Source organism: Streptomyces sp. PH9007, assembly GCF_059813725.1.
In genome coordinates, this window is sequence record NZ_CM187440.1 from 2074940 (window position 1) to 2101709 (window position 26770).

Genomic DNA, 26770 nt, shown 5'->3' on the forward strand with positions numbered 1-26770 from the left:
AGTAAATAATCTGGCATTGACTATTTGGCACGCTGTTGAGTTCTCAAGGAACGGATGCTTCCTTTGGTTCCCTCTCGGGCCCCTCCGGGCTTTCCCTTCGTGTTTCCCAGCTTACCACACTCGGTTTCCCGAACTTGGCCTCCGCTGAGAGGAGTTGGGCCTTTCGGCCCGGTAAGTTTTTCGCCCTCCGGCGTGTTCACTACTTTAGAGGATTTCCCCGCCGGATTCAAAATCCGGGGCCGAGTACCGAATTTGGGCAAGCCAAATAAGGCCCTCGCAGGGTCGTTCTCTTTCGAGTGAGTGCCGCTTTCGTGATCGCGTGATCATGTGCGGCGAGATGTGCCGTCCAGGCCCCGAGGGGCGGACAGCTCGGAGAACATTACGCATCCCCCACCCCACCGTCAAATCCACTGCTCAGGCCGCGACAGGTACCTCGGCCGGCCGGTCGGCCTCGGCCATGTCACCCGTCTCGCCGGCCTCCACCGCGCGCTTCCCGACCACGAACACGTACGCCAGGAACGCCAGCTCCGCCACCACCCCGATCGCGATCCGCGCCCAGGTCGGCAACCCCGACGGGGTCACGAAGCCCTCGATCAGTCCGGAGACGAACAGCACCAGCGCCAGACCCAGCGCCATCCCGATCGCCGCCCGGCCCTCGGCCGCCAGCGCCGTCAGCCGGGTCCGCGGTCCCGGGTCCAGCACCGTCCAGCCGAGCCGCAGCCCTACCCCCGCCGCCACGAACACCGCCGTCAGCTCCAGCAGCCCGTGCGGCAGGATCAGCCCCAGGAACACGTCGAGCCGGTCGGCCGACGCCATCAGCCCCAGGCCCGTCGCCACATTCACCGCGTTCGTGAACAGCACCCACAGCACCGGGATCCCGAGCAGCGCACCGAACGCCAGCGACATCCCCGCCACCTGCGCGTTGTTCGTCCACACCTGGGCCGAGAACGCCGCCGCCGGACTGCTGGAGTAGTACGTCTCGTACTGACCGCCGGGACGCGTCATCTCCCGCAGCTCCTCCGGTGCCGCCATCGACGCCTGCACCTCGGGGTTGGCCGCGATCCACCACCCCATGCCCGCCACGGCCAGCGTGAAGAGCACCGCCACCGGCACCCACCACCGCCGGGTGCGGTACAGCGCCGCCGGGAAGCCGGCCGTGAAGAAGTGCGCCGCGTCCCGCCACGTGGCCTTCCGCGTCCCCACCACCTTCGCCCGTGCCCGCGCCACCAGCGTGGTCAGCCGGTTGATCAGCACCGGATCGGGTGAGGAGGACTGGATCTGCGACAGCTGCGTCGAGGTGCGCTGGTACAACACCACCAGTTCGTCCGTCTCGGCCCCGCTGAGCCGCCGGCGCCGCCGCAGCAGCTGGTCCAGCCGGTCCCACTCCGGCCCGTGCGCGGCCATGAAGACATCGAGATCCATAGGGAAAGCTTCCCAGATGACAATGCGAGACTGGGCAGATGAGTCAACTCGTCACGGGTGATGCGGTGGTGCTCGGGCTCCAGCCCGCGCGGGTCCCGACTCGGGCGCTGGCGATCGCCATCGACGCCCTCCTCATCATCACCGGCTATCTGCTGATCAGCCTGCTGCTCCTGTCGGCCGTCGTCCCGCTGGGCTTCGCCACCGCGCAGGCCGTGCAGGTCGCGCTGCTGATCCTCATCCTCATCGGGGTGCCGATCGCGGTCGAGACCCTCACCCAGGGGCGCTCGCTCGGCAAGCTGGTCCTCGGGCTGCGCGTGGTGCGCACGGACGGCGGACCCGTACGGTTCCGGCACGCGCTGGTGCGCGGCGTGATCGGCTTCGTCGAGATCATCATGACCGGCGGATCCGTCGCCCTGATCGCCTCCCTCGTCTCGCCCCAGGGACGCCGGCTCGGCGACGTGTTCGCCGGGACCCTGGTGGTCCGCGAGCGGCTCCCCGGCCGCCGCACCCTCCCGCTGCCCGCGCCGCCGCCCGAGCTGGCCGGGCAGTTCACCGCACTCGACCTCTCCCAGGTGCCGGACGGGCTGTGGCTCGCGGTACGCCAGTACCTGACCCGGATGGGCAAGATGGAGCCCACGGCCGCCTGGTCCATGGGGCAGCGGCTCGCCGGGGACCTCGCCACCCGGGTGGGCACGCCCGCGCCGCCCGGCCTGCATCCGGCCGGCTATCTGTCGGCGGTGGCGGCCGAACGGCGGCGCCGGGACAGCGAGCGGGTCTTCGGCCGCGGCCCCGCGGCGGCCCCGCACGTCCCCCCGTACGCGCCCGCCCCGGTCCTCGCCGAGCGGCGGCCCTCCCCCGGCGGTCCTACCCCGCCGTCCTGAACTCCGAGGGCGGCGTGTCCAGCTCCTCCAGCTCGATCCCCGGCCCCGACAGCACCACATCACCCGCCAGATGCAGGGTGTGCCGCTCCCCCGTCTCCTGGTCGTCGATCCGGTACGCGTGGACGGTCAGCGCCCCGCCGCCCTCCGCCGCGTGGGTCTCGCTGCCCAGCAGCGACCACGTCTCGTCCCGGGTGCGCGGCGCCAGCACCGGCTCGGTGAACTCCACCAGCCGGACCCGGGTCGCCCCCTCCCCCGCGCGCAGCCGCAGCAGCTGGGCGACGGCCAGCAGATGCGCCGGCGAGCGCCCGGCGAAACCGTGCGCCGCCGCGTTGCCCTCCTGGGCGAGTTCGCCGGTGGGATCGGTACGCACCCACGTCACCCCGGACAGCGCGGCACCGCGTACCTGCCAGTCGCCGGCGTGGAGTTCGAGCCGCAGCGGGCGGCCGAGATCGTCCAGGGTGAGATCCACGGAGCCGGCCGGGGCGCCGTCCGCGGCGGTGGTGCGCGAGACGTAGCGCCAGCCGTGCGGGCCGGGAGCGCACTGGAAGCGCTCCTCCCCCAGCGGTGTTCCGTCGTACGGGTCGTGGAGGCTGTAACGGCCGCGTGGCATGAGGGCCAGGATACGGCCCTCATGCCAGGTCGCGTCGTGCCGAGTGGATCAGTAGCGGTAGTGGTCCGCCTTGTAGGGGCCCTCGACCGGGACGCCGATGTAGTCGGCCTGGTCCTTGGTCAGCTCGGTCAGCCGGACACCGAGGGCGTCCAGGTGGAGCCGGGCGACCTTCTCGTCCAGGTGCTTGGGCAGGGTGTAGACGCCCACCGGGTACGCGTCGGGCTTCGTGAACAGCTCGATCTGGGCGATCGTCTGGTTGGCGAAGCTGTTGGACATCACGAACGAGGGGTGCCCGGTGGCGTTGCCCAGGTTCAGCAGCCGGCCCTCGGAGAGCACGATGATGGCGTGCCCGTCGGGGAAGGTCCAGGTGTGCACCTGCGGCTTGACCTCCTCGCGCACCACACCCGGGATCTTGGCGAGGCCGGCCATGTCGATCTCGTTGTCGAAGTGGCCGATGTTGCCGACGATCGCCTGGTGCTTCATCCGCACCATGTCGGCGGCCATGATGATGTCCTTGTTGCCGGTGGTGGTGACGAAGATGTCGGCGGTCTCCACCACGTCGTCCAGGCGGGCCACCTGGTAGCCGTCCATGGCGGCCTGGAGCGCGCAGATCGGGTCGATCTCGGTGATGATGACGCGCGCGCCCTGGCCGCGCAGCGACTCGGCGCAGCCCTTGCCGACGTCGCCGTAGCCGCACACGACGGCGACCTTGCCGCCGATGAGGACATCGGTGGCGCGGTTGATGCCGTCGATGAGGGAGTGGCGGCAGCCGTACTTGTTGTCGAACTTCGACTTGGTGACGGAGTCGTTCACGTTGATGGCCGGGAAGAGCAGGCTGCCGTCCCGGAACATCTCGTACAGGCGGTGGACGCCGGTGGTGGTCTCCTCGGTCACGCCCTGGATCTCGGCGGAGGCCCGCGTCCACTTCTGCGGGCTCTCGGCGAGGGTGCGGGTGAGCAGTTCGAGGATGACGCGGTGCTCGTCGCTCTCCGCGGCGGTGGCCGGGTCCGGAACGGCGCCGGCCTTCTCGTACTCGACGCCCTTGTGGACCAGGACGGTGGCGTCGCCGCCGTCGTCCAGGATCATGTTGGGGCCGCCGGTCGGGGAGTCGGCCCAGGTGAGGGCCTGCTCGGTGCACCACCAGTACTCTTCGAGCGTCTCGCCCTTCCAGGCGAAGACGGGGATGCCGGCCTCGGCGATGGCGGCGGCCGCGTGGTCCTGGGTGGAGAAGATGTTGCAGGAGGCCCAGCGGACGCGTGCGCCGAGCGCGACGAGGGTCTCGATGAGGACGGCGGTCTGCACGGTCATGTGCAGCGAGCCGGTGATACGGGCGCCGGCCAGCGGCTGGGATGCGGCGTACTCCTCGCGGATCGCCATCAGGCCCGGCATCTCGTGCTCGGCGAGGGTGATCTCTTTGCGCCCGAAGGCGGCCAGCGAGAGATCGGCGACCTTGAAGTCCTGGTCCTGGTCGTGGGACATGACTGCTGCTCCTCCTGGGAGGGTTGGCTGACGGACAGAATGCAGTTGCCGGACGAACCACGCGGCGCGCGAGGCGTGCGGGGGCCCGGGCTTCGCATCCGTCGGAGGGCCTTCTTACCCCTCGGCCGGGCCGGGCCTCACGGCCGCCCGACTGCCATCAGCAGCGACGTCTACTCCTACTCCGGGCCCAAATCTACACGCCTTGGGCGGTGCGGTCACTGGGCCACAGTGGCACGGAAGAGGGTGCCGGGGCCGGTGATCGTGACGGTTTCGGACGCCGGTACGTACGCGGAACGGCCAGGGCGCAGGGTCAGTTCGGCGCTCTCCGGGGCGTCGGTGCGCAGGGTGACCGTGCCGTGGGTGCACAGCAGGATCTGGGGTCCGCCGGCCGGGATGGTCCGGGCGCCGGTGCCGGTGTGCGTTCCGGTATCCGTTCCGGCGTCCGCCGCCAGGACGTAGCGGGAGAGCCGGAACTCGTCGATGGGCGCCGGGTACACCTCCTCGCCGCCGGGGCCGGGTTCGGGGCGCAGGACGCCGGCGTCGGTGGGTTCGAAGCGGACGACCCGCAGCAGTTCGGGGATGTCGACGTGCTTGGGGGTGAGACCGCAGCGCAGCACGTTGTCGGAGTTGGCCATGATCTCGACGCCCAGGCCGCTGAGGTAGGCGTGCGGGACGCCGGCACCGAGGTACAGGGCCTCGCCCGGCCGCAGCGTGACGTGGTGGAGCAGCATCGCGGCGAGTACCCCGGGGTCGCCGGGGTGGTGCCGGGCGATGCCGGCGTACGGGGCGTAGTCGCCGCCGAGGCGTTCGGCGGCGCGGGCGGCCCGGTCGACGGTCGGGGCGAGGGTGGTGCGGTCGGCGCCGAGGAGGCCGGTGAGGACCTCGCGCAGCGCCTCGTCCGCGGGCCGGGAGCGCAGGGTGAGCGCGTACGGCTTGAGTTCGTCGATGCCCAGGCCCTCCAGGAGGGCGGCGGCCCGCGCGGCGGGGCGGAAGCCGCACAGTCCCTCGAACGGGGTGAGGGCGCAGATGAGTTCGGGTTTGTGGTTGGCGTCCTTGTAGTTGCGGTGCGGGGCGTCGAGGGGGACGCCCCTGCGCTCCTCGTCCGCGAAGCCGCTCTGGGCCTGGGAGCGGGAGGGGTGGACCTGGAGGGAGAGCGGGGAGCCGGCGGCGAGCACCTTGAGGAGGAAGGGCAGCCGGGGGCCGAAGGCGGCGAGGGCGCGCGGGCCGAGTTCGCTCTCGGGGTCGGCGGTGATGATCTCGCCGAGGGTGCGGGGTCCGGCGCCGCGGTTCAGGCGGGAGGGGGCGCCGGGGTGGGCGCCCATCCACAGTTCGGCCTGGGGTTCGCCGGTGGGCTCGGTGCCCAGCAGTGCCGGGAGGGCGGTCGTCGAGCCCCAGGCGTAGGGCCGGATCGGGTTGTCGAGGCTGTCCATGACCCCATGATTCCGGGCGTCAGGCGAGCGTCAGGTAAACGGCGGCGAAATCCAGGGGGGCGAGGAGGTCGGCGAGGGCGGCCAGCGGACCTTCGGCGTCCTCGGCGGGGGCGATCTCGCCCAGGGCGATGCCGTGGTCACGGGCGAGGTCGCGGGCGGCGGTCACGGCGCTTTCGGCCGGGACGGCCGCGGCGTCCTCGCGCAGCAGGAGGACGCGCGGGCGCGGTGCCTCGGGTTCGTCGACGCGGTCGCGGAAGAAGTCGTCCTCGGAGGTGTGGGTGGTGCGGGTGAGCAGCGCGCCGTGGGCGGTGAGGGCGCCGGGCAGCGCGGCGGCGAGCGCGGGGGTGCCGGCGAGCGCGGTGAACGTGGCGGTGCAGTGCCGGGCGACGGCGCCGGCCAGCGGGCCCTCGCTCCACAGCAGCGGCAGGGCGGCGGAGCATTCGGTGGCCAGGGTCTTGCCGGGGTTGCCCGCCGTGGGGGCGGTGGGGCCGCAGCGTTCGGCGTGCCGGTCGAGCCGGTCGGCGAGGGCGGCCACTTCGGCCTGTCCGGCGCCCTCGTACAGGCCGAGCCGGTCACCGAGCAGCAGCAGCGGGGTGAGCAGGGACCAGTACGGGCCGAAGGCCGGAGGAAGGTGTCCGGCGGACTCCAGGTGGGCGGGCCGGGTGAGCGGCACGGTGAGGTTGCGGCGGTGCGCGGTGGCCTCGGCGAGCGGGCTGCCGGCCGGGGTGACGGAGACGATGGAGCAGCCGCGCCGGTAGGCGGCGTCCACCAGGAGCGACAGCCCGGCCTCGGTGCCCTCGGCCGAGGTGATGAGCAGCAGGTCCATGGGGCCGGCCCAGCGCGGCAGCGTCCAGCGCAGGGCGCCGGGTGCGGCGAGCGGCCCGGTGGCGGGCAGCACGGCCAGGGGCGCGGAGCCTCCCGCGGCCTCCGGCCGGGAGGCACTTGCGGGCAGGGCGGTCAGCAGGTCGGCGGCGAGGGGTACTTCGGGGCCGGTGCCGGCGATGAGGATGGTGCCGGGGCGGCCTTCGGGGCGCAGCCCGTCGATGCCGGCCTCGGTGGCGGCGCGGGCGGCGGTGCGTACCTGTGCCCCGGCGGTGGCGGCTCCGCGCAGCAGGCCGCGGGTGTCGGCGCGCAGCAGCCGCTCGGAGTCGTCCAGCAGGGTCTCGTCGATCACCGGGCGGGCCTGCGGGCCTCGTCCTCCAGGAGGACGGGGACGCCGTCCCGGACCGGGTAGGCGAGGCCGCAGCCGGCGTCGGTGCAGATCAGTTCGGAGCGGTCCTCGTCCTCCCGGAGCGGTGCGTGGCACACGGGACAGGCGAGGATCTCCAGCAGCGCGGCTTCGACGAGCGGCATGGGTGGTGTCCCTCCGGGGAGTTGCGGACGGTGCGCGGGTGTCGCGCCGGGGTTCCTCAGCCTACCGCCGCCCGTCCGGACGGGCGGGCGGCGGCAGCGGCAGTGGTGACGGCCGGGTCAGGCCGTGATGAGGGCGAGGACCTCGTCGCGGATCCTGGCCACGGTCTCCTCGTCCCTGGCCTCGACGTTCAGCCGCAGCAGGGGCTCGGTGTTGGAGGGGCGCAGGTTGAACCACCAGTCGGGGGTGGTGACCGTCAGCCCGTCCAGGGTGTCGATGTCCGTGTCGCTGCCGCCCTCGTACCGTTCGCGGACCGCGGCGGTGCGGCCCGCCTGGTCGGCGACCTCGGTGTTGATCTCGCCGGAGGCGGGGTACCGGTCGTAGGCGGCGACGAGCTGGGAGAGCGGGCCGTCCTGTCCGCCGAGGGCGGCGAGGACGTGCAGCGCGGCGAGCATGCCGGTGTCGGCGTTCCAGAAGTCGCGGAAGTAGTAGTGGGCGGAGTGTTCGCCGCCGAAGATGGCGCCGGTCCTGGCCATCTCGCCCTTGATGAAGGAGTGGCCGACCCGGGTGCGCACCGGGGTGCCGCCGTTCTCCTCGACGACCTCGGCCACCGACCAGGAGGTGATGAGGTTGTGGATGACGGCGGAGCCGGGGGCCTTGGCCAGTTCGCGGGCGGCGACCAGCGCGGTGATGGCGGACGGGGAGACGGGTTCGCCGCGTTCGTCGACGACGAAGCAGCGGTCGGCGTCGCCGTCGAAGGCGAGTCCGACATCGGCGCCGGTCTCCCGCACCCGGGCCTGGAGGTCCACGATGTTGGCCGGGTCCAGCGGGTTGGCCTCGTGGTTCGGGAAGGTGCCGTCGAGTTCGAAGTACATCGGGTCGACCTCGACGGGCAGGCCGGCGAAGACGGTGGGAGCTGTGTGGCCGCCCATGCCGTTGCCCGCGTCGATGGCGACCTTCAGCGGGCGGATGGCGGTGAGGTCGACCAGGCCGCGCAGATGGCCGGCGTAGTCCTCCAGCACATCGCGTTCGGTGATGGTGCCGGGGGTGGCGACGGGCTCCGGCGCGCCGCTGTCCGCCCACCGCTCCACCAGGGCGCGGATCTCGGCGAGTCCGCTGTCCTGCCCGACGGGCCTGGCACCGGAGCGGCACATCTTGATGCCGTTGTACCGGGCGGGGTTGTGGCTGGCGGTGAACATGGCGCCCGGCAGGTCGAGCGCGCCGCTCGCGTAGTACAGCTGATCGGTCGAACACAGCCCGATCTCGGTCACGTCGGCGCCGCGGGCGGCGGCGCCGCGCGCGAAGGCGTGAGCGAGGCCGGGCGAGGAGGGCCGCATGTCGTGGCCGATGACGATGCCGTCGCTGTCGCCGAGGGCGACCTCGACGAAGGCGGCGCCGAAGAGTTCGGCGAGGTGTTCGTCCCACTGGTCGGGGACGACCCCGCGTACGTCGTAAGCCTTGACGAGCTGTGACAGGTCCGTTGCGGGCACAGTTCACCCCTTGTCCGTGTTGGTGTGGGCCTACTGTTCGGGAGAGCGGAGGATCCGCAGATGGCCGCGACGGGCGACTTCCATGGCGCTCGTGGCGTCCCTGACCGGCCGGCCCGCCGATTCCGCGAGGTCCTCGGAGGACGGCGGCGGGGTACGGGCGGCCTCCCGTACGGCGTCGGCGAGCGCTTCGAGGTCGTCACCGCTGGGGCGGGAGGCGGAGGTGTCCACGGCGAGGCGGACCACCTCCCAGCCGCGGGGGGCGGTCAGCCGCTCGGAGTGCTCGGCGCACAGGTCATAGCAGTGCGGCTCGGCATAAGTGGCGAGGGGACCGAGTACGGCCGTGGAGTCCGCGTAGACATACGTCAGCGTCGCCACGGCGGGACGGCCGCACGCGGTGCGCGAACAGCGACGTACGGGGCTCACGATGTTGGACCGTACCGCACTCCTGAGCGGGCCGCGACGACTCACCCCGGCGTCACCCTCCCGTGTCGCCGCGCCGTGCCCGTTTTCGGACCGGATTCGTTCCGGGACGTACGGTTTGTTCCCCGTCATGGACTGAAACGTTGAAGGAACCGGTATCGAACCGGTACAGCCACCCATCGTCATCTAAGGTCGGAGCCGATGGACAATCGCAGCGTCCCCCCAGGTCCGCCAGGTCCCGACGGCCGCCGTCCCCGGCGCAGGGACCGGCACGGCCGCGGCATGCGCGGACCGGTCGCGCCACCGCAGGTGCCGCTCGCCCTCACCCGCTCCGACACCTTCGACTCGCTGGTGCTGGAGTCCGCCGACCGGCTGCGGCGGCGGCTGCCGGAGCTGGGCCGGGTGGACTTCGGGGTGCGGGAGGTGCCGCCGGTGCTCCCCGAGGGGGACGACGCCACGGTGCCGCTGGGCGGCATCGTCCGCGCGCGGACCCCCGACGGCCGCGACCTCGTCGTGGTCTACCGCCGCCCCGTGGAACTGCGCAGCCGGGACCGCGACGAGCGGGCCCACCTGGTCCACGAGGTGGTGGTCGAACAGGCCGCCGAACTCCTGGGCCTGTCCCCGGAGTCGGTGGACCCCAGGTACGGCCAGGAGTGAACGGCGTCAGTCCGTGAGGACGGACAGGTCGGGACCGGTCTGCGGCACGGACACCGTCGAGCGGTCGTCGGGGATCGTCTGGACCGTGAAGGTCACCATGTCGTCCTGCTTCTTGGACAGCGTGCGGGACGCGTACAGTTCGCCGCCGCCGAGGCGTTCGATGGTGATGGCGTAGCGGCCCTTGGCGCCGTCGGGCAGCTCGGGCGCAATGGCCAGGGTGCTCCTGGCCTCCACCGTGTACGTCTCCGGCTCCGAAGCGTCCCCGCCGCCGCTGCCGCCCGAGACGGTGATCCGTACCTCGGCCGCCTCGTCCGGCGCGACCAGCGAGAGCGTGGTGCCCTTCGCGGTGTTGCCCGCCACGCTCGCGCGCTGCTCTATGGGAGCGGTGGCCGGGATGAACGCCATCTCGCGCTCGTCGTCCTCGCCCTGGGTCACCCGCAGTCCGACCACCACCCGGCCGTCGCCCGACCCTGAGGACGGGGTGAGGACCAGCGAGCCGGGCTGGCCCTGCGTGAGGTCCTCCAGGTCGATGGCGGTGAGGGTGCGCGAGCGCAGGGTGATCGACTCGTTGCCGGCCGGGGTGAAGGAGCCGGTGGGCCCGGACAGCGCCACGTCCAGCGCCACGTCGTCGTCGCCGGGCGCGTACGCGACCAGCCGGACGGTACGGGCGTCGGCGGGGATGCCGGGGAGCACCAGCGGCCCGGTGGTGGCGGAGACCGGGGTCAGCCAGTCGACGCCGAGCTGGGCGTCGGTGGCCTCGATCTGGGCGCCGATCCGGCCGGTGCGGGCGGTCACCTGGACGGCCAGGTCGGCCAGCGGCTCATCGGTGAGCGTGGTCAGCCGGACCGGGACCGAGGTGCCGCCGGGGACGGTGACGCCCTCGCCGCCGAGCCCGGACTCCAGCCGGCCCTCCGGGCCGTACAGCTGGATGTCCACGACGACGGGGCTCTCGTCGGGGTTGGTGAGGTGGACGTAGTCGTTACGGGCGTCGGCCGTGCTGGCACCGGCGAACCAGAACTCGCTGTCCGGGACCTGGCAGGCGGTGCCCATCAGGCCCTGGCCGCTGCCGGACCGCACGCTGGTGGTCTGCTGCACCGTCCAGCCGGGGGCCAGCAGTTGCTCGGCGGTGCCGGCGAGGGCGGGCGCCCCGTAGGTGTCGATGCTCTCGGCGACGGGGACGCCCGGCTGCTCCAGGGCGACCAGCGGCTCGGGGCCCTCGCCGTCCTCGTCCTCGTCGGTGCCGAAGCCGGCCGTGTACTCGGGGGCGGGCAGGAGGTAGGCGTGGCCCTCGCCCCGGCCCTCGGCGGCGCTCTCGGCGGCCGGGGTGTACGCGGTGTACTCGGTGGTCGCCAGTTCCGCGTCGGTGGGGCGGGGGCAGGTGAGGGCGGTGCGTTCCACCGGCATCTCACGGGCCTTGCCGGCGGGGGCGGTGTCCTCGGCGCCGTCGCCGAGGGAGGCCACGCCGGTCACCGCGACGAGCGCGGTGACCGTGGCCAGCAGGGAGATGGTCGTCCGGTTCATCGCTGGCTGCTCCCGTCGCCGTAATCGGCGGGATAGTCGTACGGCGCCTGGTAGTTCTGCTGTTGCTGCGGCTGCTGCTGCTGCTGCGGGTACTGACCGTCCCAGCCGCCGTACTGCTGCTGTTGCTGCTGCTGGTCGTAGTAGCCGGACCAGTCCTGCTGTTGCTGCGGCTGCTGGTCCGGGTAGTAGCCCTGCTGCTGCGGCACGTACCCGGGCTCCGGTACGGGCTCGGGCTGCGGCTCCGGGCCGGCCCCGGCCGGCGGCGGCGCGTGGTCCGCCGCGTCCGCCGTGTCCACGGCGTCCGCCGTCTCTCCCGCCCGCGCCGCCTCGGCCGCCTCCGCTGCCGCGCGGCGACGCGCCCCGCGTCCCTGCGAGGGCACCGCGGCAGCGGCGGCCTCCTCCGGGTCCGGCAGGTCGTCGTCCAGCTCCTTGCGGCGGCCCGGCAGCGCCAGCACCGCCACCACCAGCAGCAGGAAGCCCTGCGTCCACACCCACAGGGTGTGCGTGCCGGGGGTCTCGTACGTGAGGGCCAGCTTGCCGCCGCCCTCCGGCAGTTCGAAGCCCTGCGCCCAACCGCCGACCGTCACCGGCGTCAGCGGCGTACCGTCCAGCGTCGCGGTCCACGCCTCGTCCGCGGTGTCGGCCAGCCGCAGTACGCGCCCGGCCTCGCCCTCCGGGAGGTCGGTGTGCGCCTCGACCGGTCCGGCGGGCAGCGCCACCGGCGCCTCGGCCGAACCCTCGGCGGGCAGCACCATCACGCGGCCGACCGGGCTCTCCACCCGCCACAGCGCGCCGCCGTCCTCCTGGCTGAGCCGCTTGAGACCCGGCGTGGTGTCCAGGACGCGGCGCAGTTCGGCGGGCGAGCCGTCCTGCACCAGCACATAGCGCACGGCGTAGGCGGCGAGCGCCTCGGTCTGGTCGGCGCCGGAGCCGGCCACCAGGTCGCCGACCGCGCGGGTCAGCGCGGTGTCCTCGCCCAGCAGCCGGGCCACGTCCGCGTCGCCGAGCCGGGCGCCCGAGCCGCGTACCAGTGTGTAGGTGACGCGCTCGGTCAGGCCGTCCGCGCTGTCGCTCTCGCCGGCCAGCACCAGCGTGCGGGCCTGGTCGCGCGTCGAGGACTCCTCGGCGACGAAGGCCGGCACCTGCACCGGGTCACGGCGCTGGAGCGGGCCGTCGGCGCCGCTGATCATCCAGCCGGCGGCGACCAGCAGCGGCCCCGCGGCAGCCGCGGCGGCGACCGCCACGGCGACCGGCTGCCGCCAGCCGAAGCTCTGCGCGGCAACGCGTCCGCGCGCCCCGTCCGCGCCGAGGACGGCGGCGGACAGCAGGGCGATGCCGTACAGCAGCGTCGCGGGCCCGGCCCAGGCACTGTCGTTGACCCACACCCCGAACAGCAGGGCCAGCAGCGCGCCGCTCCAGGCGGTGCCGATCGCCAGGCGCCGGTCGGTGCGCAGCAGCGCGCCCAGCGCGGCCAGCAGCAGCCCGATCAGCAGCCAGCTGCCGGGGGTGCCGGGGCCGCCGGGATTGGCGTTGAGCAGCTGGGTGGCCGTGGCGGCGCCGGTGTCGAAGCGCAGCCCGGCCTCGTGCCGGAACTCCTCGGGGCTCAGCAGCACCGAGAAGGACCACGGCGCGAGCAGCAGCAGCGGGGTGAGCAGGATCGCCGCGAACCGTACGGCCTTGGCCACCCGCAGCGCGCCCTCCAGGCGCAGCGGCAGGGCGAGCGAGACGACGGCGAGCAGGACGGCCAGCGGCCACATCACGGGGGTGAAGGCGGTGGCGACGGTGAGCAGCAGGGCGGCGGCCCAGGCGGCGCGCCAGGAGCCCTTGCCGCTGTCGCGGGTGTGCCCGGCGGCGGACACGGCGCAGCGGACCAGCGGCGGCAGGAGGACGGCGAGTACGGCGGTGCCGACGCGTCCGGTGGCCAGCGCGCCGGTGACGGCGGGCAGGAAGGCGTACGCGATGGCGGCCCAGGCACGCAGCAGACGCGAGGTCACCAGGGGCTTGGAGGTGAGGTACGCGCTGACGCCGGCCAGCGGCACGGAGCACACCAGCAGCGCGGTCATGGCGACGCCGGGGTTGCCGAGCAGCGCGCCGGCGAGCAGGGCGAGGGCGCCGAGGTAGGGGGGCGCGCTCTCGGCGCCGCCGGTGCCGATCGGCTGCCAGGTCTGCCAGACGCGGTCCCACCAGGTGGAGATGTCGGCGGGGGCGGGCAGCAGGGCGCCGCCGGCCAGCGCGCCGCCGCCGATGAGATCGCGGGCGGCGACGGCGGCGACGGCGAACAGGCCGACGAACAGCACGAGTCCGGGCTTGCGGGCGAGCCGCTTGAGCCGGGCGAACTGCTCGACCTGGAGCGATTCGGTGTCGTCGTCGCCGGGCCCGGATTCGACCGGGCCGCCGTGCCGGCCGCCGCCGCTGGTGGCGGCGGCCGCCTCGGAGCGGGCGGACACGGCGCCGACGATCTGCTCGACGGTGGCCCGCAGGGTGGCGCCCGCGGGGGGGAACAGCGGTCTCAGTTCGCCGGGTTCGGCGGCCTTGGGACGGCGTTTGCGGGCGGCGAGGACGCGCTCGGGACGCAGCAGGGTGGCCAGCAGCCCGGTCGCCTCGTCGAGGGCGCGGCCGGGGAGTTTGCCCACCAGGTAGCCCAGGACGCGCAGCATCGTGCCCAGGACGAGCCGGAACAGGACCCAGGGCAGCGCGCGGGTGCGCACGCCGGTGAGCAGGGTGTACGCGGCGGCGGCCTTGTCGACGCGGTGCGGGTTGACGGCGGTGCGGCCGGAGCAGTCGATGGTGCGGCGTTCGCGGGCGGCGGCCTCGGCGTGCCGCAGGACGGCGCCGGGGGCGACCAGGACGTTGTGGCCGGCGGAGTGGGCACGCCAGCACAGGTCGACGTCGTCGCGCATGAGGGGCAGTCGGCGGTCGAAGCCGCCGAGTTCCTCGTAGACGTCGCGGCGGATGAGCATTCCGGCGGTGGAGACGGACAGCACGGGGCGGACCTGGTCGTGCTGGCCCTGGTCCTGTTCGCGGCGGTCCAGGCCGGTCCAGCGGCGGCCGCTGTTGGCGATGGTGACGCCGGCTTCCAGGAGTTGGCGGCGGTCGTACCAGCCGCGGAGTTTGGCGCCGATGACGGCGGCGGAGGGGCTGGCGTCGGCCTGCCGCAGGAGTTCGGCGAGCGCGTCGGGCTCGGGGGCCGAGTCGTCGTGCAGCAGCCACAGCCAGTGGATGGGTTCGCCGTGCGGGAATTCGGGCAGGTCGTAGACGTCGTTGTTCCAGGTCCGCGTCGTCGGGTCCCACGCCTCCGGGCGTTTGAGGTACGGGAGGTCGTCGGGGGTGAGCACGGGCGCGCTGCGGGCGGCCTCGGCGACGGCGGTGCCGAAGCCGGTGCGGCGGGCGAGGTGCAGCACCCGGTCGGCGCCGAACGCCTCGGTGACCAGGGTGGCGGAACTGTCGGCGCTGCCGGTGTCGGCGGCGATCACGTCCTGGACGGGCCGGTCCTGGCCCAGCAGTCCGGTGAGGACCTCCGGGAGCCAGCGTTCGCCGTCGTGCGAGACGAGCACGGCGGTGACCACATGCTGCGGGAAGGCTGGGGTGGCGGCGGCAGCGGTGGTGGCGGACGGGTGCGCCGGCTGCTGGCTGTGCACGGACATCGAGGTGCGGACCCCGGTTCGCTCGGTGGGCTGGGGGACGCGCGCGCCCTGCGGCAGCGGCGAGTGCGTCGGGGACAGCGCACCACACTAGCGGCTGGGGCCGACGGCGCTCCGCGTACCGGACAACTGTCCATGGCCCGCCGGGGAGATGTACGGCTGTGCCGCGGTGTTCTCGGCGGTGTTCTTCGCGGCCTCGCCGCGGTCAGACAGCGGCCTTCTTCAGTCGGCGGCGTTCACGCTCGGACAGGCCGCCCCAGATGCCGAAACGTTCATCGTTGGCGAGGGCGTACTCCAGGCATTCGGAGCGCACCTCGCAGGCCAGGCATACTTTTTTGGCTTCGCGGGTGGAACCGCCCTTCTCGGGGAAGAACGACTCCGGGTCGGTCTGGGCGCACAGCGCGCGCTCCTGCCAGCCCATCTCTTCGTCCGCTTCGTTGACCAGCAGTTGGTGGAACAGCTCGGTCATGTGCGCGCCCCTCGTCCTCTTTGCTACCCCGTGATGCCATCGCTCGCTATCGATTGCCGTCGAACGACACGAGTGAAATTACAGGTGCGTCACTCCCGGGCAGTCAAGCCACGATCTGCCATTCACCCGATGATTCACCCTCTGGCACCACAGCCATACGGAAAGTGTTCAAATCGCCACAAACTATGCTCACGCAACTCAGCACGTTCGCTTTATCCGATCTTCATTTCGGATCAAAGAGGGGCACTGATGAGATACGCCCCTGACCGCGTACTGCGTGACTGATGCGTGCTCCTGACCGCTTCAGGCGGTGCATAAACCTTTCAGCAGACAGCACGACCGGATGTGGTGAAAGAATGCGCCAAGGGATGGACCCGAGTTGACAACCCGGTGGCCGTTCCGAATCAATCTGCACGCACACATCTTCTGCCCCACCTCTCCTCACTTCCGGAAGCACTGAGACCACCTCACACATGAACAACGACAACGAGATCGCCGGAGATCCCTTCTCCGTGCCGCATCTTCTGCAGCCCGTCGCCGAGCACCCATCCACCGTCGCGCAGTTCGCCGGGATGGCCACCGCTCTCGCGGGTGATCGTGAGTGTTGGGCTCCCCTGGTGCGGTACGACGAGACCACCCGCTGGTACCACCGGCTGCGCACCGGCCCCGGCTACGAGGTGTGGCTGCTGAGCTGGGTGCCCGGCCAGGGCAGCGGGCTCCACGACCACGGACCGTCCAGCGGTGTCCACACCGTGCTGGAGGGAACGCTCACCGAACGCACCGCACGCGGCCCGCGCCGCCTCACCCCCGGCGCGCTGCACGTCTTCGCGCCCGGACACGTTCACGAGATGGTCAACGACTCCCTCGAAGGGGCCGTCAGCCTGCACGTGTACTTCCCGGGCCTGACCGAGATGCCCATGCACGCCCAACGGGCCCGGACGCAGCCGCAGGTCGCCTGCTGACAGACTGGCCGCATGCGACGCATCGTGGTTCTGTCCGGCGGCATCGGCGGCGCCCGCTTCCTGCGCGGTCTCCAAGGAGCCGCGCCGGACGCGGACATCACCGTCATCGGCAACACCGGCGACGACATCCATCTGTTCGGCCTCAAGGTCTGCCCCGACCTCGACACCGTGATGTACACCCTCGGTGGCGGGATCCACGAGGAACAGGGCTGGGGCCGGGCGGCGGAGACCTTCGCCGTCAAGGAGGAACTCGCGGCGTACGGGGTCGGACCCGAGTGGTTCGGCCTCGGCGACCGCGACTTCGCCACCCACATCGTGCGCACCCAGATGCTGGCCGCCGGCTATCCGCTCAGCGCGGTCACCGAGGCGCTGTGCCGGCGCTGGCAGCCGGGCGTCACGCTGCTGCCGATGACGGACGACCGGGTCGAGACCCACGTGCTGACGGACGCCGAGGACGGCACCCGCAAGGCCATCCACTTCCAGGAGTACTGGGTACGCCTGCGCGCCGCCGTGCCCGCGCACGCCGTCGTCCCGGTCGGCGCCGAACAGTCCACGCCCGCCCCCGGCGTACTGGAGGCGATCGGCGCCGCCGACGCCATCATCTTCCCGCCGTCCAACCCGGTCGTCTCGGTCGGCACCATCCTCGCCGTGCCCGGCATCCGGGAGGCCATCGCGGAGGCCGGCGTCCCGGTGGTGGGCCTGTCCCCGATCATCGGCGACGCGCCGGTGCGCGGCATGGCCGACAAGGTGCTCGCCGCCATCGGCGTGCAGCCCACGGCGGCGGCCGTCGCCCAGCACTACGGATCCGGGCTGCTGGACGGCTGGCTGGTGGACACGGTCGACGCCCACGCGGTGAAGGCGGTGGAGGCCGACGGCATCCGCTGCCGCGCCGTACCCCTGCTGATGACGGACGCCGCCGCCACCGAGGCGATGGCGGCCGAAGCGCTGAACCTGGCCGAGGAGTTGAGGACCGTATGACCCTGCGCGTGTGGGCGCTGCCCGGCATCCCCGAGGTCAACCCCGGTGACAGCCTGGCCGAGTTGATCGCGACGGCGGCCGGCGCCGGGGACACCCCCGGCCTGGCCGACGGTGACATCCTCCTCGTCACCTCGAAGATCGTCAGCAAGGCCGAGGGCCGGGTGCTCCAGGCCGATGACCGCGAGGCGGCGATCGACGCCGAGACCGTACGGCTGGTCGCCCGGCGCGGAGCGACCCGCATCGTGGAGACCCGGCACGGACTGGTGATGGCAGCCGCCGGGGTCGACGCCTCCAACACCTCCAAGGGCACCGTGCTCCTGCTGCCCGAGGACTCGGACGCCTCGGCGGCGCGACTGCGGCGCGGGCTGCGGGACCTGCTGTCGGTGGACGTCGGCGTCATCGTCACCGACACCTTCGGCCGGCCGTGGCGCGAGGGCCTGACGGACGTGGCCATCGGCGCCTCGGGCGTGGAGGTGCTGGACGACCTGCGCGGCGGCACCGACACCCACGGCAACCCGCTGGGCATGACGATCACCGCACTCGCCGACGAACTCGCCGGGGCCGGCGACCTGGTGAAGGGCAAGACCTCGGGGCTGCCGGTGGCGGTCGTACGCGGTCTGGCGCACCGCACCGACCCGGACTCGCCCGAGACCGCCCGGGCGCTGATCAGGGACGCCTCGCTGGACATGTTCCGGCTCGGCACCTCGGAGGCGATCCGCGAGGCGGTGACCCAGCGGCGCACGGTGCGGGAGTTCACCCCGGACCCGGTCGACCCGGCGGCGGTCCGCCGCGCGGTCGCGGCGGCGATCACCGCCCCGGCCCCGCACCACTCCACGCCGTGGCGCTTCGTCCTGCTGGAATCGGCGCAGAGCCGTACGGCGCTGCTGGACGCGATGCGCGAGGCGTGGATCGCGGACCTGCGGGCGGACGGCAAGCCGGAGGAGTCCATCGCGAAGCGGGTGAAGCGCGGCGACGTCCTGCGGGCCGCGCCGTACCTGGTGATCCCCTGCCTGACCACGACGGAGTGGGCCCACCCCTACCCCGACGCGCGCCGGGCGGGCGCGGAGGCCGAGATGTTCACGGTCTCGATGGGCGCGGCGGTCCAGAACCTCCTGGTCGCCCTGACGGCGGAGGGCCTGGGCTCGGCGTGGATCTCCTCCACGATGTTCTGCCGCGACACCACCCGGGCCGCCCTGGACCTCCCCCCGGACTGGTCCCCCATGGGCGCGGTGGCGGTCGGCCACCCGGCCACCGAGGCCAAACCCCGCCCGGCCCGCGAGGCGGACGACTTCATCGTCACCCGCTGAGATCTCCTCAAGCCGTTGCTTGAAGTCAGATCGTGCCGTTTACTCGCAGAGAAGGCGACGTAATCCGTAGAAGGAGGGATCGGGATGCTGCTGAGCTTCAGGGTGGGGAACCACCGCTCGCTCTGGGAGGAGCAGCAACTGAACCTCACCCCGGTCTACGAAGCGGACCGCCCGGAGGGCACGGCCTGGGAGGCCGTACCGGTGGCGGCGATCTTCGGCGCGAACGCGGCGGGCAAGTCGAACGTGGTGGACGCGCTCCGGTTCATGAAGCGAATGGTCACCCAGTCCCACCGCGACGCGGAGCCCGGCGGTGGTATCGCGCGCAATCCGTTCGCCCTCTCCTCCGATGGGCCCGCTTCCCCCTCCTGGTATGTGGTGGACCTGCTGCTGGAGGATGTCCGGCACACGTACGGCTTCACCATCGACGGCGAGCGGGTGCTGGACGAATGGCTCTACAGCTACCCGCACGGACGCCGGCGCAAGATCTTCCAGCGCTCGGAGTCGGAGACGGCCTTCGGGGACGCGGTACCGGAAAAGGAACTGCGCCTGGTCGAGCGCATCACCGAGCCGAACGCGCTCTTGCTCTCCGTCGCCGCCCGGTCCCGGCAGGAGTCGGTGCTGCCGGTGTACTTGTGGTTTTCGCATGCGCTGAGCATCAAGAACCGGCCCCTGCGATGGGCGTCCTCAGCCGCGACTGGCCTGTTGTCCGACGCCGACCGGGCCGCTTCCGTCGTTTCGTTGCTGCGTGCGGCAGATCTCGGCATCGAGGACGCGGGCCTGCGAAAGCGCTTCGTTGACGTCAAGACCTTCCGCTCCACGGGTGGAACGGTGACGTGGAAGCTCAGGGAGCTCTCCAGGGATGCACGGCCCGGCTCCGATGAAGCGGACCTGTGGCAGGAAGAGGTGTGGATCGCGCAGCGGGGCCGCAACGGAGTCACCCGGCTGGGCCTGGAAGAACAGTCGGAAGGCACTCGGATGCTGCTCGCCTACTCCGGTCCGGTCCTGGAAGCCCTGGAGGGCGGCGGCCTGCTGGTCATCGACGAAGTCGACGCCAGTCTCCACCCCAAGCTGACCGCGCACCTCATCAAGCTGTTCCAGGAGCCACAGACCAACCCGCACGGGGCGCAGCTCATCCTCACCTCCCACGACGCCAGCCTGCTCGGCCGCAGTGGCGGGGAGGAGATCCTCAAGCGGGACCAGGTCTGGTTCGTCGAGAAGAACGAGTACGGCGAGACCAGCCTCTTCCCGCTGTCGGATTTCAAGCCGCGTCAGGACGAGAACCGCGAGCGGCGCTACCTCGGCGGCAGCTACGGTGCGGTGCCGTTCCTGAGCGACGAGCGGTTCGAAGCGGCGGTGGCCGCCAGGGGGAGGACGAATGGCGAGGAAACCGGGGAGTAGCCCGCGACGCGGGCCTCGCTTCGAGTCCGACCTGCGCAGGTCCGGCCGTGGACGGCAGCCCAGGGAGCGGATCCTGGTGTTCTGTGACTCCGATGTCACGGAGCACGACTATCTTCGGGCGCTGGTGAACCATGTCGCGAACCCGGCCATCACGGTCAGGATCAGGAACAAGCCGCGCTCACCCTCCCAGTTAGTGGCCTATGCCGCCGACTTCCGGGACAGGGCCCCGGAGGATTTCGACCAGGTCTGGTGCGTCTTCGATGTCGACGATTACCCCGACATCCCTCAGGCCGTGAAGAAGGCCCGTGACCTCGGGATCGAGCTGGCCGTCTCCAACCCCTGCTTCGAGTTGTGGCTGCTGCTGCACCACACCCCGCACACCGCCCATGCCACGGGCTACCAGCAGTTGGCCGACCTGCTCGGCAAACACGTCCCGTCCTACGACAAGGCCAAGATCAACTTCCCCCGTGATTTCGGGCCTTCCTGGGCCACGGCAGTGGAACGGGCGCGCGATCTGGCACCCACCGGCCAGGAGTACGCCGTCAATCCCTCCACCGGCGTCTGGGCGCTGGTGGAGATCATCGGGGGCGGCAGTGGCCGGCGAGGCTGAGTTCTTCTGCTGGGTCGACTCCTTCGTCCCCAGGCCGCCGGCTCCCCCGCCGCCGCGGGAGAAGCGGCAGGGCCGGGGATGGAGGCCGTTGCTCGTCGTGCTGGTGATCATCGACGGGCTGGGGCTGATCCTCGAACTGCTGGTCGAGGGTCTGAAGCGCCTCGCCGTGGCGATCTGGCGCCCGGTGCGGGGGCAGGTGTGGAGCGGTGACTGGGAGAGCGAGGCGGGCCGTTTCGTCGTCGCGGTCCGGGAATCGTCCCGGCGGGCCGTGCTGACACCGGAGGTCGGCGGGGCGCGGTGGCGCCGGCCGGACCAGGTGGTGGCCGACGCCGTTCCGCTCGCGTGCTCGGTACGCCGGCGGCGCGGACGCCGCGTGGAGATCGGGTTCGGGGACGGGTCGTGGGTGACGGTGTGGATGCGGTCGTTGCCCGCCGCTGAGCGGTTTCATTCGCAGAGTGTGTCGTTCGCCGTCTGAGTCGGGTGGGTTGTCGCCGCCGTGGGCAGTTTCGGTTTCGGGAGGGGGAGGTCCTTCTTCAGGGTGGTGAACAGGGCGGCCGCCTCGCGTTCGTTCCACAGGACCGTGGAGCCCAGGTCGGGGTGGGCGTGGTCGCGGTCGGCGACGGGGACCGAGGCGTAGTCGATCGTCGTGCGGTTCGGGCCGGCCAGGATCTCGGCCAGGTCGAGCATCTCCTGGGCGCCGAAGCCGGGGTCCGCGCGGACGGAGGTCAGCAGGGCCTCGGCGGTGGCGGGGATGCGGGCGGGGGTGGCCAGGGCCTTGGTGGCCAGGGCGGCCAGCAGACGTTGCTGGCGTTGCATGCGGCCGAAGTCGGCCGTGGGGTCGACGGTGCGGGCGCGAGCGTACTGGAGGGCCTCGCCGCCGGTGAGGGTGGAGGTACCGGTGGGGAGGTCGAGGCCGGATTTCTCGTCTTTGAGGGGGCGCGGGGTGCAGACCTCGACGCCGCCGACCGCGTCGACCGCGCGCATGAAGCTGACGAAGTTCACTTCGAGGTAGTGGTCGATCCGCAGGTCCGTGAGGTTCTCGACGGCACTCACCATCAGTTCCGGGCCGCCGCTGGAGAGGGCGGCGTTCAGCTTGGCGGGTTCGGGGAGGGCGGTCAGGGTGTCGCGCGGGAGGCTGACGATCGAGGCGCGGTCCCCCGTGGCGGAGAGGTGGACCAGCATGATGCTGTCCGCGCAGTGGCAGCCCTCCCCGCCCAGGTGGTAGGCGCGCCGTTCCTCCTCGGTCAGGCCGTCGCGGGTGTCGGTGCCGATGACCAGGAGGTTCAGCCCGGGGTCGCCGTCCGGGCGGTCCTGGTCGCGGAGGCCGGCGAAGGGGTCGACGCGTTCGACGCCGTTTTCCACCTTGCTGACCATGGCGTGTCCGACCCCGCTGATGGTCAGCAGCAGGGCGGCGAGGGTGGCGGCGATCCGGAACCTCACAGACATGGCAGCCAAAGGTATTTCCAGATGATCTACATACCGGGGCGGCGCGCTGGGGCGTCCCCCATTCGCGGTAACGTGAGCCGGGTGACCAGCACCCCGCCCCCCGCCGTGTCCGTCATCATGCCGGTGCTCAACGAGGAACGGCATCTGCGTAACTCCGTCCAGCACATCCTGGCCCAGGAGTATGCCGGTGAGCTCGAGGTCGTCATCGCCCTCGGCCCCAGCGCCGACGACACCGACCGGATCGCCCAGGAACTCGTCGCCGAGGACGCGCGGGTCAAGACCGTCGCCAACCCCACCGGGCGGACCCCGGCCGGGCTGAACGCCGCCATCAAGGCGTCCCGGCACCCGGTCGTCGTGCGGGTCGACGGGCACGGGATGCTCTCCCCCAACTACATCGCCACCGCCGTGCGCCTCCTGGAGGAGACCGGCGCGGCCAATGTCGGCGGCATCATGCACGCCGAGGGCGAGAACGACTGGGAGCGGGCCGTCGCCTGCGCCATGACCTCGAAGATCGGCGTCGGCAACGCCGCCTTCCACACCGGCGGGCAGGCCGGCGAGGCCGAGACCGTGTACCTGGGCGTCTTCCGGCGCGAGGTGCTGGAGGCCCAGGGCGGCTACAACGAGGAGTTCATCCGGGCCCAGGACTGGGAGCTGAACTTCCGCATCCGGCAGGCCGGCGGGATGATCTGGTTCTCCCCCGAGCTGCTGGTCTCCTATCGGCCCCGGCCCAGCGTCCGGGCGCTCGCCAAGCAGTATCTGCACTACGGCCGCTGGCGGCACGTGGTCGCCCGCTACCACGCCGGGTCCATCAACCCGCGCTATCTCGCCCCGCCGACCGCCCTGGTCGCCATCGCGGCCGGGATCGTCGTCGGCGCGGTGCTCACCCCCTGGGCCTTCGTGGTGCCGGCCGGCTACCTGGCCGCCATCACCCTCGGCTCGATCCCGGCCGGCAAGGGCACCTCGGCCGGCGTGCGGCTACGGATCCCGGTGGCGCTGGCGACCATGCACATGTCGTGGGGCTGGGGCTTCCTCACCAGCCCCCGCAAGCTGGCCCGCCGCGTCAAGGCCAGCAGCGTCGAGCGGCAGGCCGGCGCTCACCAGATGTGAGCGCTCACCAGATGTGAAGCGGGTTGACCGTCATGCAGGCGTTCTCGTCCTTGCCGGTCACCGCCTCGTCCTCCCGCAGAATCTCCTCGGGGGCGTCGTCGTCCCTCTCACGGTCCCCGGCGTCCCCGGTCTCCTCGGCGTCCGCGTCGGGCTCCTCCTGCGGTGCCGGGTACAGTGCACCCTCGCGCCAGTCCGCGCCGATGGTCAGGACCAGCACCGTCGTGCCCTCGCCCTCGCCCTCGCTCTCGCGCACCGCGCTCGCCGGCAGACCCAGGGCCTCCGCCACCGCCCGCGCGTCCGCCAGCCGCTGCGGGTCCCCGGCCGGGTAGCCGAGCGTCGTCGCGTCCTGGGTGACCCAGGTGTCGTCCGCGTACGCCTGGGTGAAGCCCTCCCCGTACAGTGCGCCCGCGACCTCCGAGGCGCGCCCGGTGACCGGGCCGATGGCGGCCGTTCCGGTACCGTTGCGCACCGCCACCGCGATCTCCTCCGCCGGGGCCGGGTCCGGCGCCTCGGCGGCCAGCCGCTCCGCCTCGGCCTCCTCGGCCGCGCGCAGCCCCTCGGCGTCGTCCAGGGCCACATCGTTGCGGATCGCCGAGAAGATCCGCTCGGCGCGCTCGGCGTGCGGGATGACGTGGGCCGCCGGGCGCTGCGGGTCGGGCAGCCACGGCATGGTGACCATCGTCATCGCGTCGCTCGGCACGTTCTTCACGTCCTCGCCCAGGTCGTACAGCGCCTCGACGCTGCCCAGGCCCGGGTCCACGGTGAGCGCGTCGGTGGCGGCCTCGGCCAGGTCCATCAGCTGGACGGGATCGGTCAGCTTCGTGCCCTGCTGCAACTCGGTGGCCATCGCCGTGAAGTACATCTGCTGCGCCTTGGTGCGGCCGATGTCGCTGCCGTCCTCGAAGCCGTGCCGGGTGCGCAGCCACTGGAGCGCCTGCTCACCCCTGACCTCGGTGGTGCCGGCCTCCAGGCGCAGGCCCGAGTCCTCGTCGTGCACGTTGTCGGCCACACACACCGGTACGCCGCCCACCGCGTCGGCCAGCGAGACCGCCCCGGCGAACTCGACCATCATGAAGTGGTCGATGGGGATGCCGGTCAGCTCCTCCCAGGTGGCCACGGTGCAGCCGGGGCCGCCGTGCTGGATGGAGGTGTTGATGGTGCGTTCGGTCTCCGGGTAGACCGTGCCGTCCTTGGGGTCGGTGCACTCCGGGATGGTGACGCGGGTGTCGCGCGGGATGCTGAGCGCCGAGATGTGGCCGCGGTCGGCCGAGACGTGGATGAGCATCTGGGTGTCGGCCAGGCCGGGGCGGTCCGCGTTGTCGCGGGCGCCGCCCAGTTCGGCGTTGGCCTCCGAGCCGCGGCTGTCGGAGCCGAGCAGCAGGATGTTGATCGGGGTCTGGCCTTCGGCGTTGGGCGTGGCGCGGGGCAGCGGGGGTTTGCTGCCCAGGTTCAGCTCCTCCTTGGTGAGGTTGCTGTTGAGGTGCCGGAGGTAGAGGTAGCCGGCGCCCGCGGTGCCCAGGAGGGCGACCGCCAGGCCGCCCGCCGTCCAGCGCAGCACGCGCACCCAGCGGCGGCGCCCCGGCGGGCGGGACGGGCCGGGTATCTCTCCCGGTTCCTCGTCACCGCCCGCCGTCGCGCTGTCTTCGGTTGCCGCTGCCGCATCGGGTGCGTCAGGTGTGTCGGATTTATGAGGCACAGATGCTCTCGTCGTCAGCGGTGATGGTGTCGACATCGGCCGGCTTCTCGGCCTTGACCTCGATCGGGATCCCCACGCCCTGGAAGTCGTCGCCGAGGGTGAGGACCATCGGGGTGTCCCCGGCGTCCGCCGAGCCCTCCTTGAGCGCCTTCTTCGGCAGCCCCATCAGATCCGCGAGGGTCACGGCCTGTCCCGCCTGGTCGGGGCCGTACTCCAGGGTGGTGGTCTCCTGCGAGTCGGCGTTGGAGGCGTTGGTGGACAGCAGCACCCCGTGGGTGTTCTGGAGCCAGTTGACGGTGTCCTGGGCGGCGCCGATCACGTTGCCGCCGTTGTAGACGTCGACGCGGACCTCGGAGGCGGGGGCCGGTTCGGCCTTCTCCTCGTCCTCCTTGTCGCCGTTCTTCTCCTCGTCGCCGCTGTCGGTCAGCGACAGGTCCTCCTGGAGCATCCGGAACAGCGGCTCGGCCTTGCCGCTGTCGAGCACGACGGTCGCCTTGGCGTCCTCCGGCTCATCGGGGTTGTCCACCACCGGGAGGGTGACGAAGGAGATGTCCTTGACCGGGACCTTGCCCAGCTCCTGGGCGATGTCGTTCAGCTTGTCGATGCTGCCGATGCCGGTGTCCACGGTCAGCGCCTTGGTGGCAGTGTCGGCCAGGCCCCACAGCTTGGTGGGCTCCTTGAGGGTGCCGACCATCTCGCGGGCGAGCGAGCCGAGGAACTGCTGCTGGAGCTTGATGCGGCTCAGGTCGCTGCTCTGGCCCACGCCGTAGCGGGTACGGACGAAGCCCAGCGCGTCCTCGCCCTGGAGGCGGTGGGTGCCGGCCTCCATGTGGAAGTGCGACTTGTCGTCGCTGATGTCCTTGGCGAGGCAGACCTCGACGCCGCCGACTGCCGTGGACAGGTCCTTCACGGCGTTGAAGTCGGCCATCATGAAGTGGTTGATCTCGACGCCGGTGATCTCCTCGACCGTGCGCCACACACAGCCCGGGTCGCGGCCGTCCACGCCGAGGCTGTAGTTGAAGCGGGTCTGCGCGGTGCCCGGGATGGTCACGGTCTCGCCGTCCTGCTTGACCTCACAGTCCGGGATGTCGGTGATGAGGTCCCGGGGGATGCTCAGTCCGGTGGCGTGGGTCCGGTCCTGGGAGAAGTGCAGAAGTATGACGGTGTCGGCGCGGCCCTCGTCGCCCGAGTTGCCGTAGTCCTCGTTGCCGGCCCCGGTGCGCTTGTCGGTGCCGATGAACAGGACGTTGACCGGCGCGTCCTTCTGGAACGGGTTGTCCGCGCCGACGACGTCGACCTTGTCGATGTTGCCGTTGAGCCGTTGGTAGGCGTAGAAGGCGGTGGCGCAGCCGACGACGAGCAGCAGTGCCAGCCCGCCGCCTATCCACATCAGGGCTTTCTTGCCCTTGCCCTTCTTCTTCTTGGCCTGGGCCTTGCGGCGGTCGGCGCGGCTGCCGGTGGGGCCGGCGGCGGATCCGGAGCGCGCCGTGGCGTCCTCCTTGCGGCGCCCGCCGGCGCGCTGGGCGGGTACGGCGCGCTCGCCCGTGCCGGAACCCGAACCGGTGCCCGTGCCCGAACCCGTGCCGGAACCCGAACCCGCGCCCGGACCGCTGCCGGTGCCCCGGCTGGTGTCCTCCCGGGGGGAAGACGGCGCGCGACGCTGGTGTGGCGGAGCGTTACGGGGGGTAGGTCTGTCACCGGAAGCCGGGGAGTGTGCCCCGGAGCGCGGTCTGCCGGGCCGCCCGGTGGTGTCACCGGGCAGCCTGAGTTCGTAGTTACCGGTGTCCGGGTTCAACACCCACTGGTCTGCGGGATCGATGTCGCCCGCGCCCCCACGTCCCTGCGCGTCCACGTAACCGTGCGCCCTCCGTGTGCCGACTGAGAAGTCAGACGGC

At 72.1% G+C, this 26770-nt stretch carries 23 protein-coding genes; 9 read left to right on the top strand and 14 right to left on the bottom strand.

From position 1 onward, the window contains the following. Positions 1–414: 414 nt before the first annotated feature. The gene (locus ACTFAP_RS09275) at positions 415–1422 is read right to left on the bottom strand and encodes a stage II sporulation protein M (RefSeq protein ID WP_390121875.1); all 1008 of its coding nucleotides are present in this window, start codon (positions 1420–1422) and stop codon (positions 415–417) included. A 38-nt stretch (positions 1423–1460) separates the two neighbouring features. Here ACTFAP_RS09275 and ACTFAP_RS09280 point away from each other — a divergent pair, with 38 nt between their 5' ends. Beyond that, positions 1461–2303 carry an RDD family protein gene (locus ACTFAP_RS09280; protein ID WP_500468775.1) on the top strand — a complete coding sequence of 281 codons (843 nt, stop codon included), beginning with the start codon at positions 1461–1463 and terminating at the stop codon, positions 2301–2303. Here the strand turns inward: ACTFAP_RS09280 and ACTFAP_RS09285 are convergent. The 7 genes from ACTFAP_RS09285 to ACTFAP_RS09315 all read right to left on the bottom strand — a co-directional run bounded on the left by ACTFAP_RS09285 (position 2287) and on the right by ACTFAP_RS09315 (position 9131). Next, entirely contained in the window at positions 2287–2913 is a 627-nt protein-coding gene (locus ACTFAP_RS09285; RefSeq protein WP_500468776.1) for a hypothetical protein, read from the bottom strand. The genes ACTFAP_RS09280 and ACTFAP_RS09285 overlap by 17 nt on opposite strands. Positions 2914–2961: 48 nt before the next feature. Then, entirely contained in the window at positions 2962–4392 is a 1431-nt protein-coding gene (ahcY, locus tag ACTFAP_RS09290) for an adenosylhomocysteinase (protein ID WP_500468777.1), read from the bottom strand. Between the two features lie 215 nt (positions 4393–4607). After that, positions 4608–5822 (bottom strand): mannose-6-phosphate isomerase, class I, encoded by a 1215-nt coding sequence (gene manA / locus ACTFAP_RS09295; protein ID WP_500468778.1) that lies wholly within the window; start codon positions 5820–5822, stop codon positions 4608–4610. A gap of 19 nt (positions 5823–5841) precedes the next feature. Next, positions 5842–6996, bottom strand: a complete 1155-nt coding sequence (locus tag ACTFAP_RS09300; protein WP_500468779.1) for an SIS domain-containing protein — start codon at positions 6994–6996, stop codon at positions 5842–5844. After that, entirely contained in the window at positions 6993–7175 is a 183-nt protein-coding gene (locus tag ACTFAP_RS09305) for a Trm112 family protein (RefSeq protein ID WP_030735568.1), read from the bottom strand. Before ACTFAP_RS09305 ends, ACTFAP_RS09300 begins: the two co-directional genes overlap by 4 nt. Before the next feature lie 117 nt (positions 7176–7292). Beyond that, positions 7293–8663 (bottom strand): phosphomannomutase/phosphoglucomutase, encoded by a 1371-nt coding sequence (locus ACTFAP_RS09310; protein ID WP_495684198.1) that lies wholly within the window; start codon positions 8661–8663, stop codon positions 7293–7295. A gap of 30 nt (positions 8664–8693) precedes the next feature. Next, positions 8694–9131, bottom strand: coding sequence for a DUF3499 domain-containing protein (locus tag ACTFAP_RS09315; protein ID WP_234306938.1), 438 nt, complete (start codon positions 9129–9131; stop codon positions 8694–8696). A 153-nt stretch (positions 9132–9284) separates the two neighbouring features. Here ACTFAP_RS09315 and ACTFAP_RS09320 point away from each other — a divergent pair, with 153 nt between their 5' ends. Then, on the top strand, positions 9285–9740 hold the full coding sequence (locus ACTFAP_RS09320; protein ID WP_390121885.1) for a metallopeptidase family protein: 456 nt from the start codon (positions 9285–9287) through the stop codon (positions 9738–9740). A gap of 6 nt (positions 9741–9746) precedes the next feature. Here the strand turns inward: ACTFAP_RS09320 and ACTFAP_RS09325 are convergent, their stop codons facing one another. From ACTFAP_RS09325 to ACTFAP_RS09335, 3 genes are all read right to left on the bottom strand, one after another. Beyond that, the gene (locus ACTFAP_RS09325; RefSeq protein ID WP_500468780.1) at positions 9747–11261 is read right to left on the bottom strand and encodes a DUF5719 family protein; all 1515 of its coding nucleotides are present in this window, start codon (positions 11259–11261) and stop codon (positions 9747–9749) included. Then, the gene (locus ACTFAP_RS09330; RefSeq protein WP_500468781.1) at positions 11258–14905 is read right to left on the bottom strand and encodes a glycosyltransferase; all 3648 of its coding nucleotides are present in this window, start codon (positions 14903–14905) and stop codon (positions 11258–11260) included. Before ACTFAP_RS09330 ends, ACTFAP_RS09325 begins: the two co-directional genes overlap by 4 nt. 202 nt (positions 14906–15107) lie before the next feature. After that, complete coding sequence (locus ACTFAP_RS09335; RefSeq protein ID WP_019435379.1) at positions 15108–15371, bottom strand: WhiB family transcriptional regulator; 264 nt, start codon at positions 15369–15371, stop codon at positions 15108–15110. Between the two features lie 473 nt (positions 15372–15844). On the opposite strand from ACTFAP_RS09335, the gene ACTFAP_RS09340 reads away from it, so the two are divergent. The 6 genes from ACTFAP_RS09340 (at position 15845) to ACTFAP_RS09365 (ending at position 21101) form a co-directional block, all read left to right on the top strand. Then, the gene (locus ACTFAP_RS09340; RefSeq protein WP_386540831.1) at positions 15845–16333 is read left to right on the top strand and encodes a cysteine dioxygenase; all 489 of its coding nucleotides are present in this window, start codon (positions 15845–15847) and stop codon (positions 16331–16333) included. A gap of 12 nt (positions 16334–16345) precedes the next feature. Beyond that, positions 16346–17311: a 2-phospho-L-lactate transferase gene (gene cofD / locus ACTFAP_RS09345; protein ID WP_390121888.1), complete on the top strand. Its 966-nt coding sequence runs from the start codon at positions 16346–16348 to the stop codon at positions 17309–17311. Continuing rightward, on the top strand, positions 17308–18618 hold the full coding sequence (locus ACTFAP_RS09350; protein WP_500468782.1) for a coenzyme F420-0:L-glutamate ligase: 1311 nt from the start codon (positions 17308–17310) through the stop codon (positions 18616–18618). The genes cofD and ACTFAP_RS09350 overlap by 4 nt, the downstream gene beginning before the upstream one ends. Positions 18619–18702: 84 nt before the next feature. Continuing rightward, complete coding sequence (locus tag ACTFAP_RS09355; RefSeq protein ID WP_500468783.1) at positions 18703–20016, top strand: AAA family ATPase; 1314 nt, start codon at positions 18703–18705, stop codon at positions 20014–20016. Positions 20017–20092: 76 nt separating this feature from the next. Continuing rightward, positions 20093–20626 (top strand): RloB family protein, encoded by a 534-nt coding sequence (locus ACTFAP_RS09360; protein WP_500468784.1) that lies wholly within the window; start codon positions 20093–20095, stop codon positions 20624–20626. 88 nt (positions 20627–20714) lie between these two features. Then, entirely contained in the window at positions 20715–21101 is a 387-nt protein-coding gene (locus ACTFAP_RS09365) for a hypothetical protein (RefSeq protein WP_500468785.1), read from the top strand. Here ACTFAP_RS09365 and ACTFAP_RS09370 read toward each other — a convergent pair. Continuing rightward, a complete protein-coding gene (locus tag ACTFAP_RS09370) occupies positions 21071–22072 on the bottom strand; it encodes an LCP family glycopolymer transferase (RefSeq protein WP_495684205.1) in 1002 nt (333 codons plus the stop codon). The two genes, ACTFAP_RS09365 and ACTFAP_RS09370, sit on opposite strands and share 31 nt — an antisense overlap. A gap of 81 nt (positions 22073–22153) precedes the next feature. Here ACTFAP_RS09370 and ACTFAP_RS09375 point away from each other — a divergent pair, with 81 nt between their 5' ends. After that, complete coding sequence (locus ACTFAP_RS09375; protein WP_500468786.1) at positions 22154–23179, top strand: glycosyltransferase family 2 protein; 1026 nt, start codon at positions 22154–22156, stop codon at positions 23177–23179. 4 nt (positions 23180–23183) lie between these two features. Here the strand turns inward: ACTFAP_RS09375 and ACTFAP_RS09380 are convergent, their stop codons facing one another. Both ACTFAP_RS09380 and ACTFAP_RS09385 read right to left on the bottom strand, forming a co-directional pair. Next, on the bottom strand, positions 23184–24737 hold the full coding sequence (locus ACTFAP_RS09380; protein WP_500468787.1) for an LCP family protein: 1554 nt from the start codon (positions 24735–24737) through the stop codon (positions 23184–23186). 127 nt (positions 24738–24864) lie between these two features. Further along, positions 24865–26727: an LCP family glycopolymer transferase gene (locus ACTFAP_RS09385; RefSeq protein ID WP_495684208.1), complete on the bottom strand. Its 1863-nt coding sequence runs from the start codon at positions 26725–26727 to the stop codon at positions 24865–24867. Positions 26728–26770: the final 43 nt, after the last annotated feature.

What these genes read in the sequence shown, in the direction of transcription:
- ACTFAP_RS09275 (WP_390121875.1), bottom strand. Translation starts at nt 1,422, where the DNA reads ATGGATCTCGATGTCTTCATGGCCGCGCACGGGCCGGAGTGGGACCGG.
- ACTFAP_RS09280 (WP_500468775.1), top strand. Translation starts at nt 1,461, where the DNA reads ATGAGTCAACTCGTCACGGGTGATGCGGTGGTGCTCGGGCTCCAGCCC.
- ACTFAP_RS09285 (WP_500468776.1), bottom strand. Translation starts at nt 2,913, where the DNA reads ATGCCACGCGGCCGTTACAGCCTCCACGACCCGTACGACGGAACACCG.
- ahcY (WP_500468777.1), bottom strand. Translation starts at nt 4,392, where the DNA reads ATGTCCCACGACCAGGACCAGGACTTCAAGGTCGCCGATCTCTCGCTG.
- manA (WP_500468778.1), bottom strand. Translation starts at nt 5,822, where the DNA reads ATGGACAGCCTCGACAACCCGATCCGGCCCTACGCCTGGGGCTCGACG.
- ACTFAP_RS09305 (WP_030735568.1), bottom strand. Translation starts at nt 7,175, where the DNA reads ATGCCGCTCGTCGAAGCCGCGCTGCTGGAGATCCTCGCCTGTCCCGTG.
- ACTFAP_RS09320 (WP_390121885.1), top strand. Translation starts at nt 9,285, where the DNA reads ATGGACAATCGCAGCGTCCCCCCAGGTCCGCCAGGTCCCGACGGCCGC.
- ACTFAP_RS09325 (WP_500468780.1), bottom strand. Translation starts at nt 11,261, where the DNA reads ATGAACCGGACGACCATCTCCCTGCTGGCCACGGTCACCGCGCTCGTC.
- ACTFAP_RS09330 (WP_500468781.1), bottom strand. Translation starts at nt 14,905, where the DNA reads ATGTCCGTGCACAGCCAGCAGCCGGCGCACCCGTCCGCCACCACCGCT.
- ACTFAP_RS09335 (WP_019435379.1), bottom strand. Translation starts at nt 15,371, where the DNA reads ATGACCGAGCTGTTCCACCAACTGCTGGTCAACGAAGCGGACGAAGAG.
- ACTFAP_RS09340 (WP_386540831.1), top strand. Translation starts at nt 15,845, where the DNA reads ATGAACAACGACAACGAGATCGCCGGAGATCCCTTCTCCGTGCCGCAT.
- cofD (WP_390121888.1), top strand. Translation starts at nt 16,346, where the DNA reads ATGCGACGCATCGTGGTTCTGTCCGGCGGCATCGGCGGCGCCCGCTTC.
- ACTFAP_RS09350 (WP_500468782.1), top strand. Translation starts at nt 17,308, where the DNA reads ATGACCCTGCGCGTGTGGGCGCTGCCCGGCATCCCCGAGGTCAACCCC.
- ACTFAP_RS09355 (WP_500468783.1), top strand. Translation starts at nt 18,703, where the DNA reads ATGCTGCTGAGCTTCAGGGTGGGGAACCACCGCTCGCTCTGGGAGGAG.
- ACTFAP_RS09370 (WP_495684205.1), bottom strand. Translation starts at nt 22,072, where the DNA reads ATGTCTGTGAGGTTCCGGATCGCCGCCACCCTCGCCGCCCTGCTGCTG.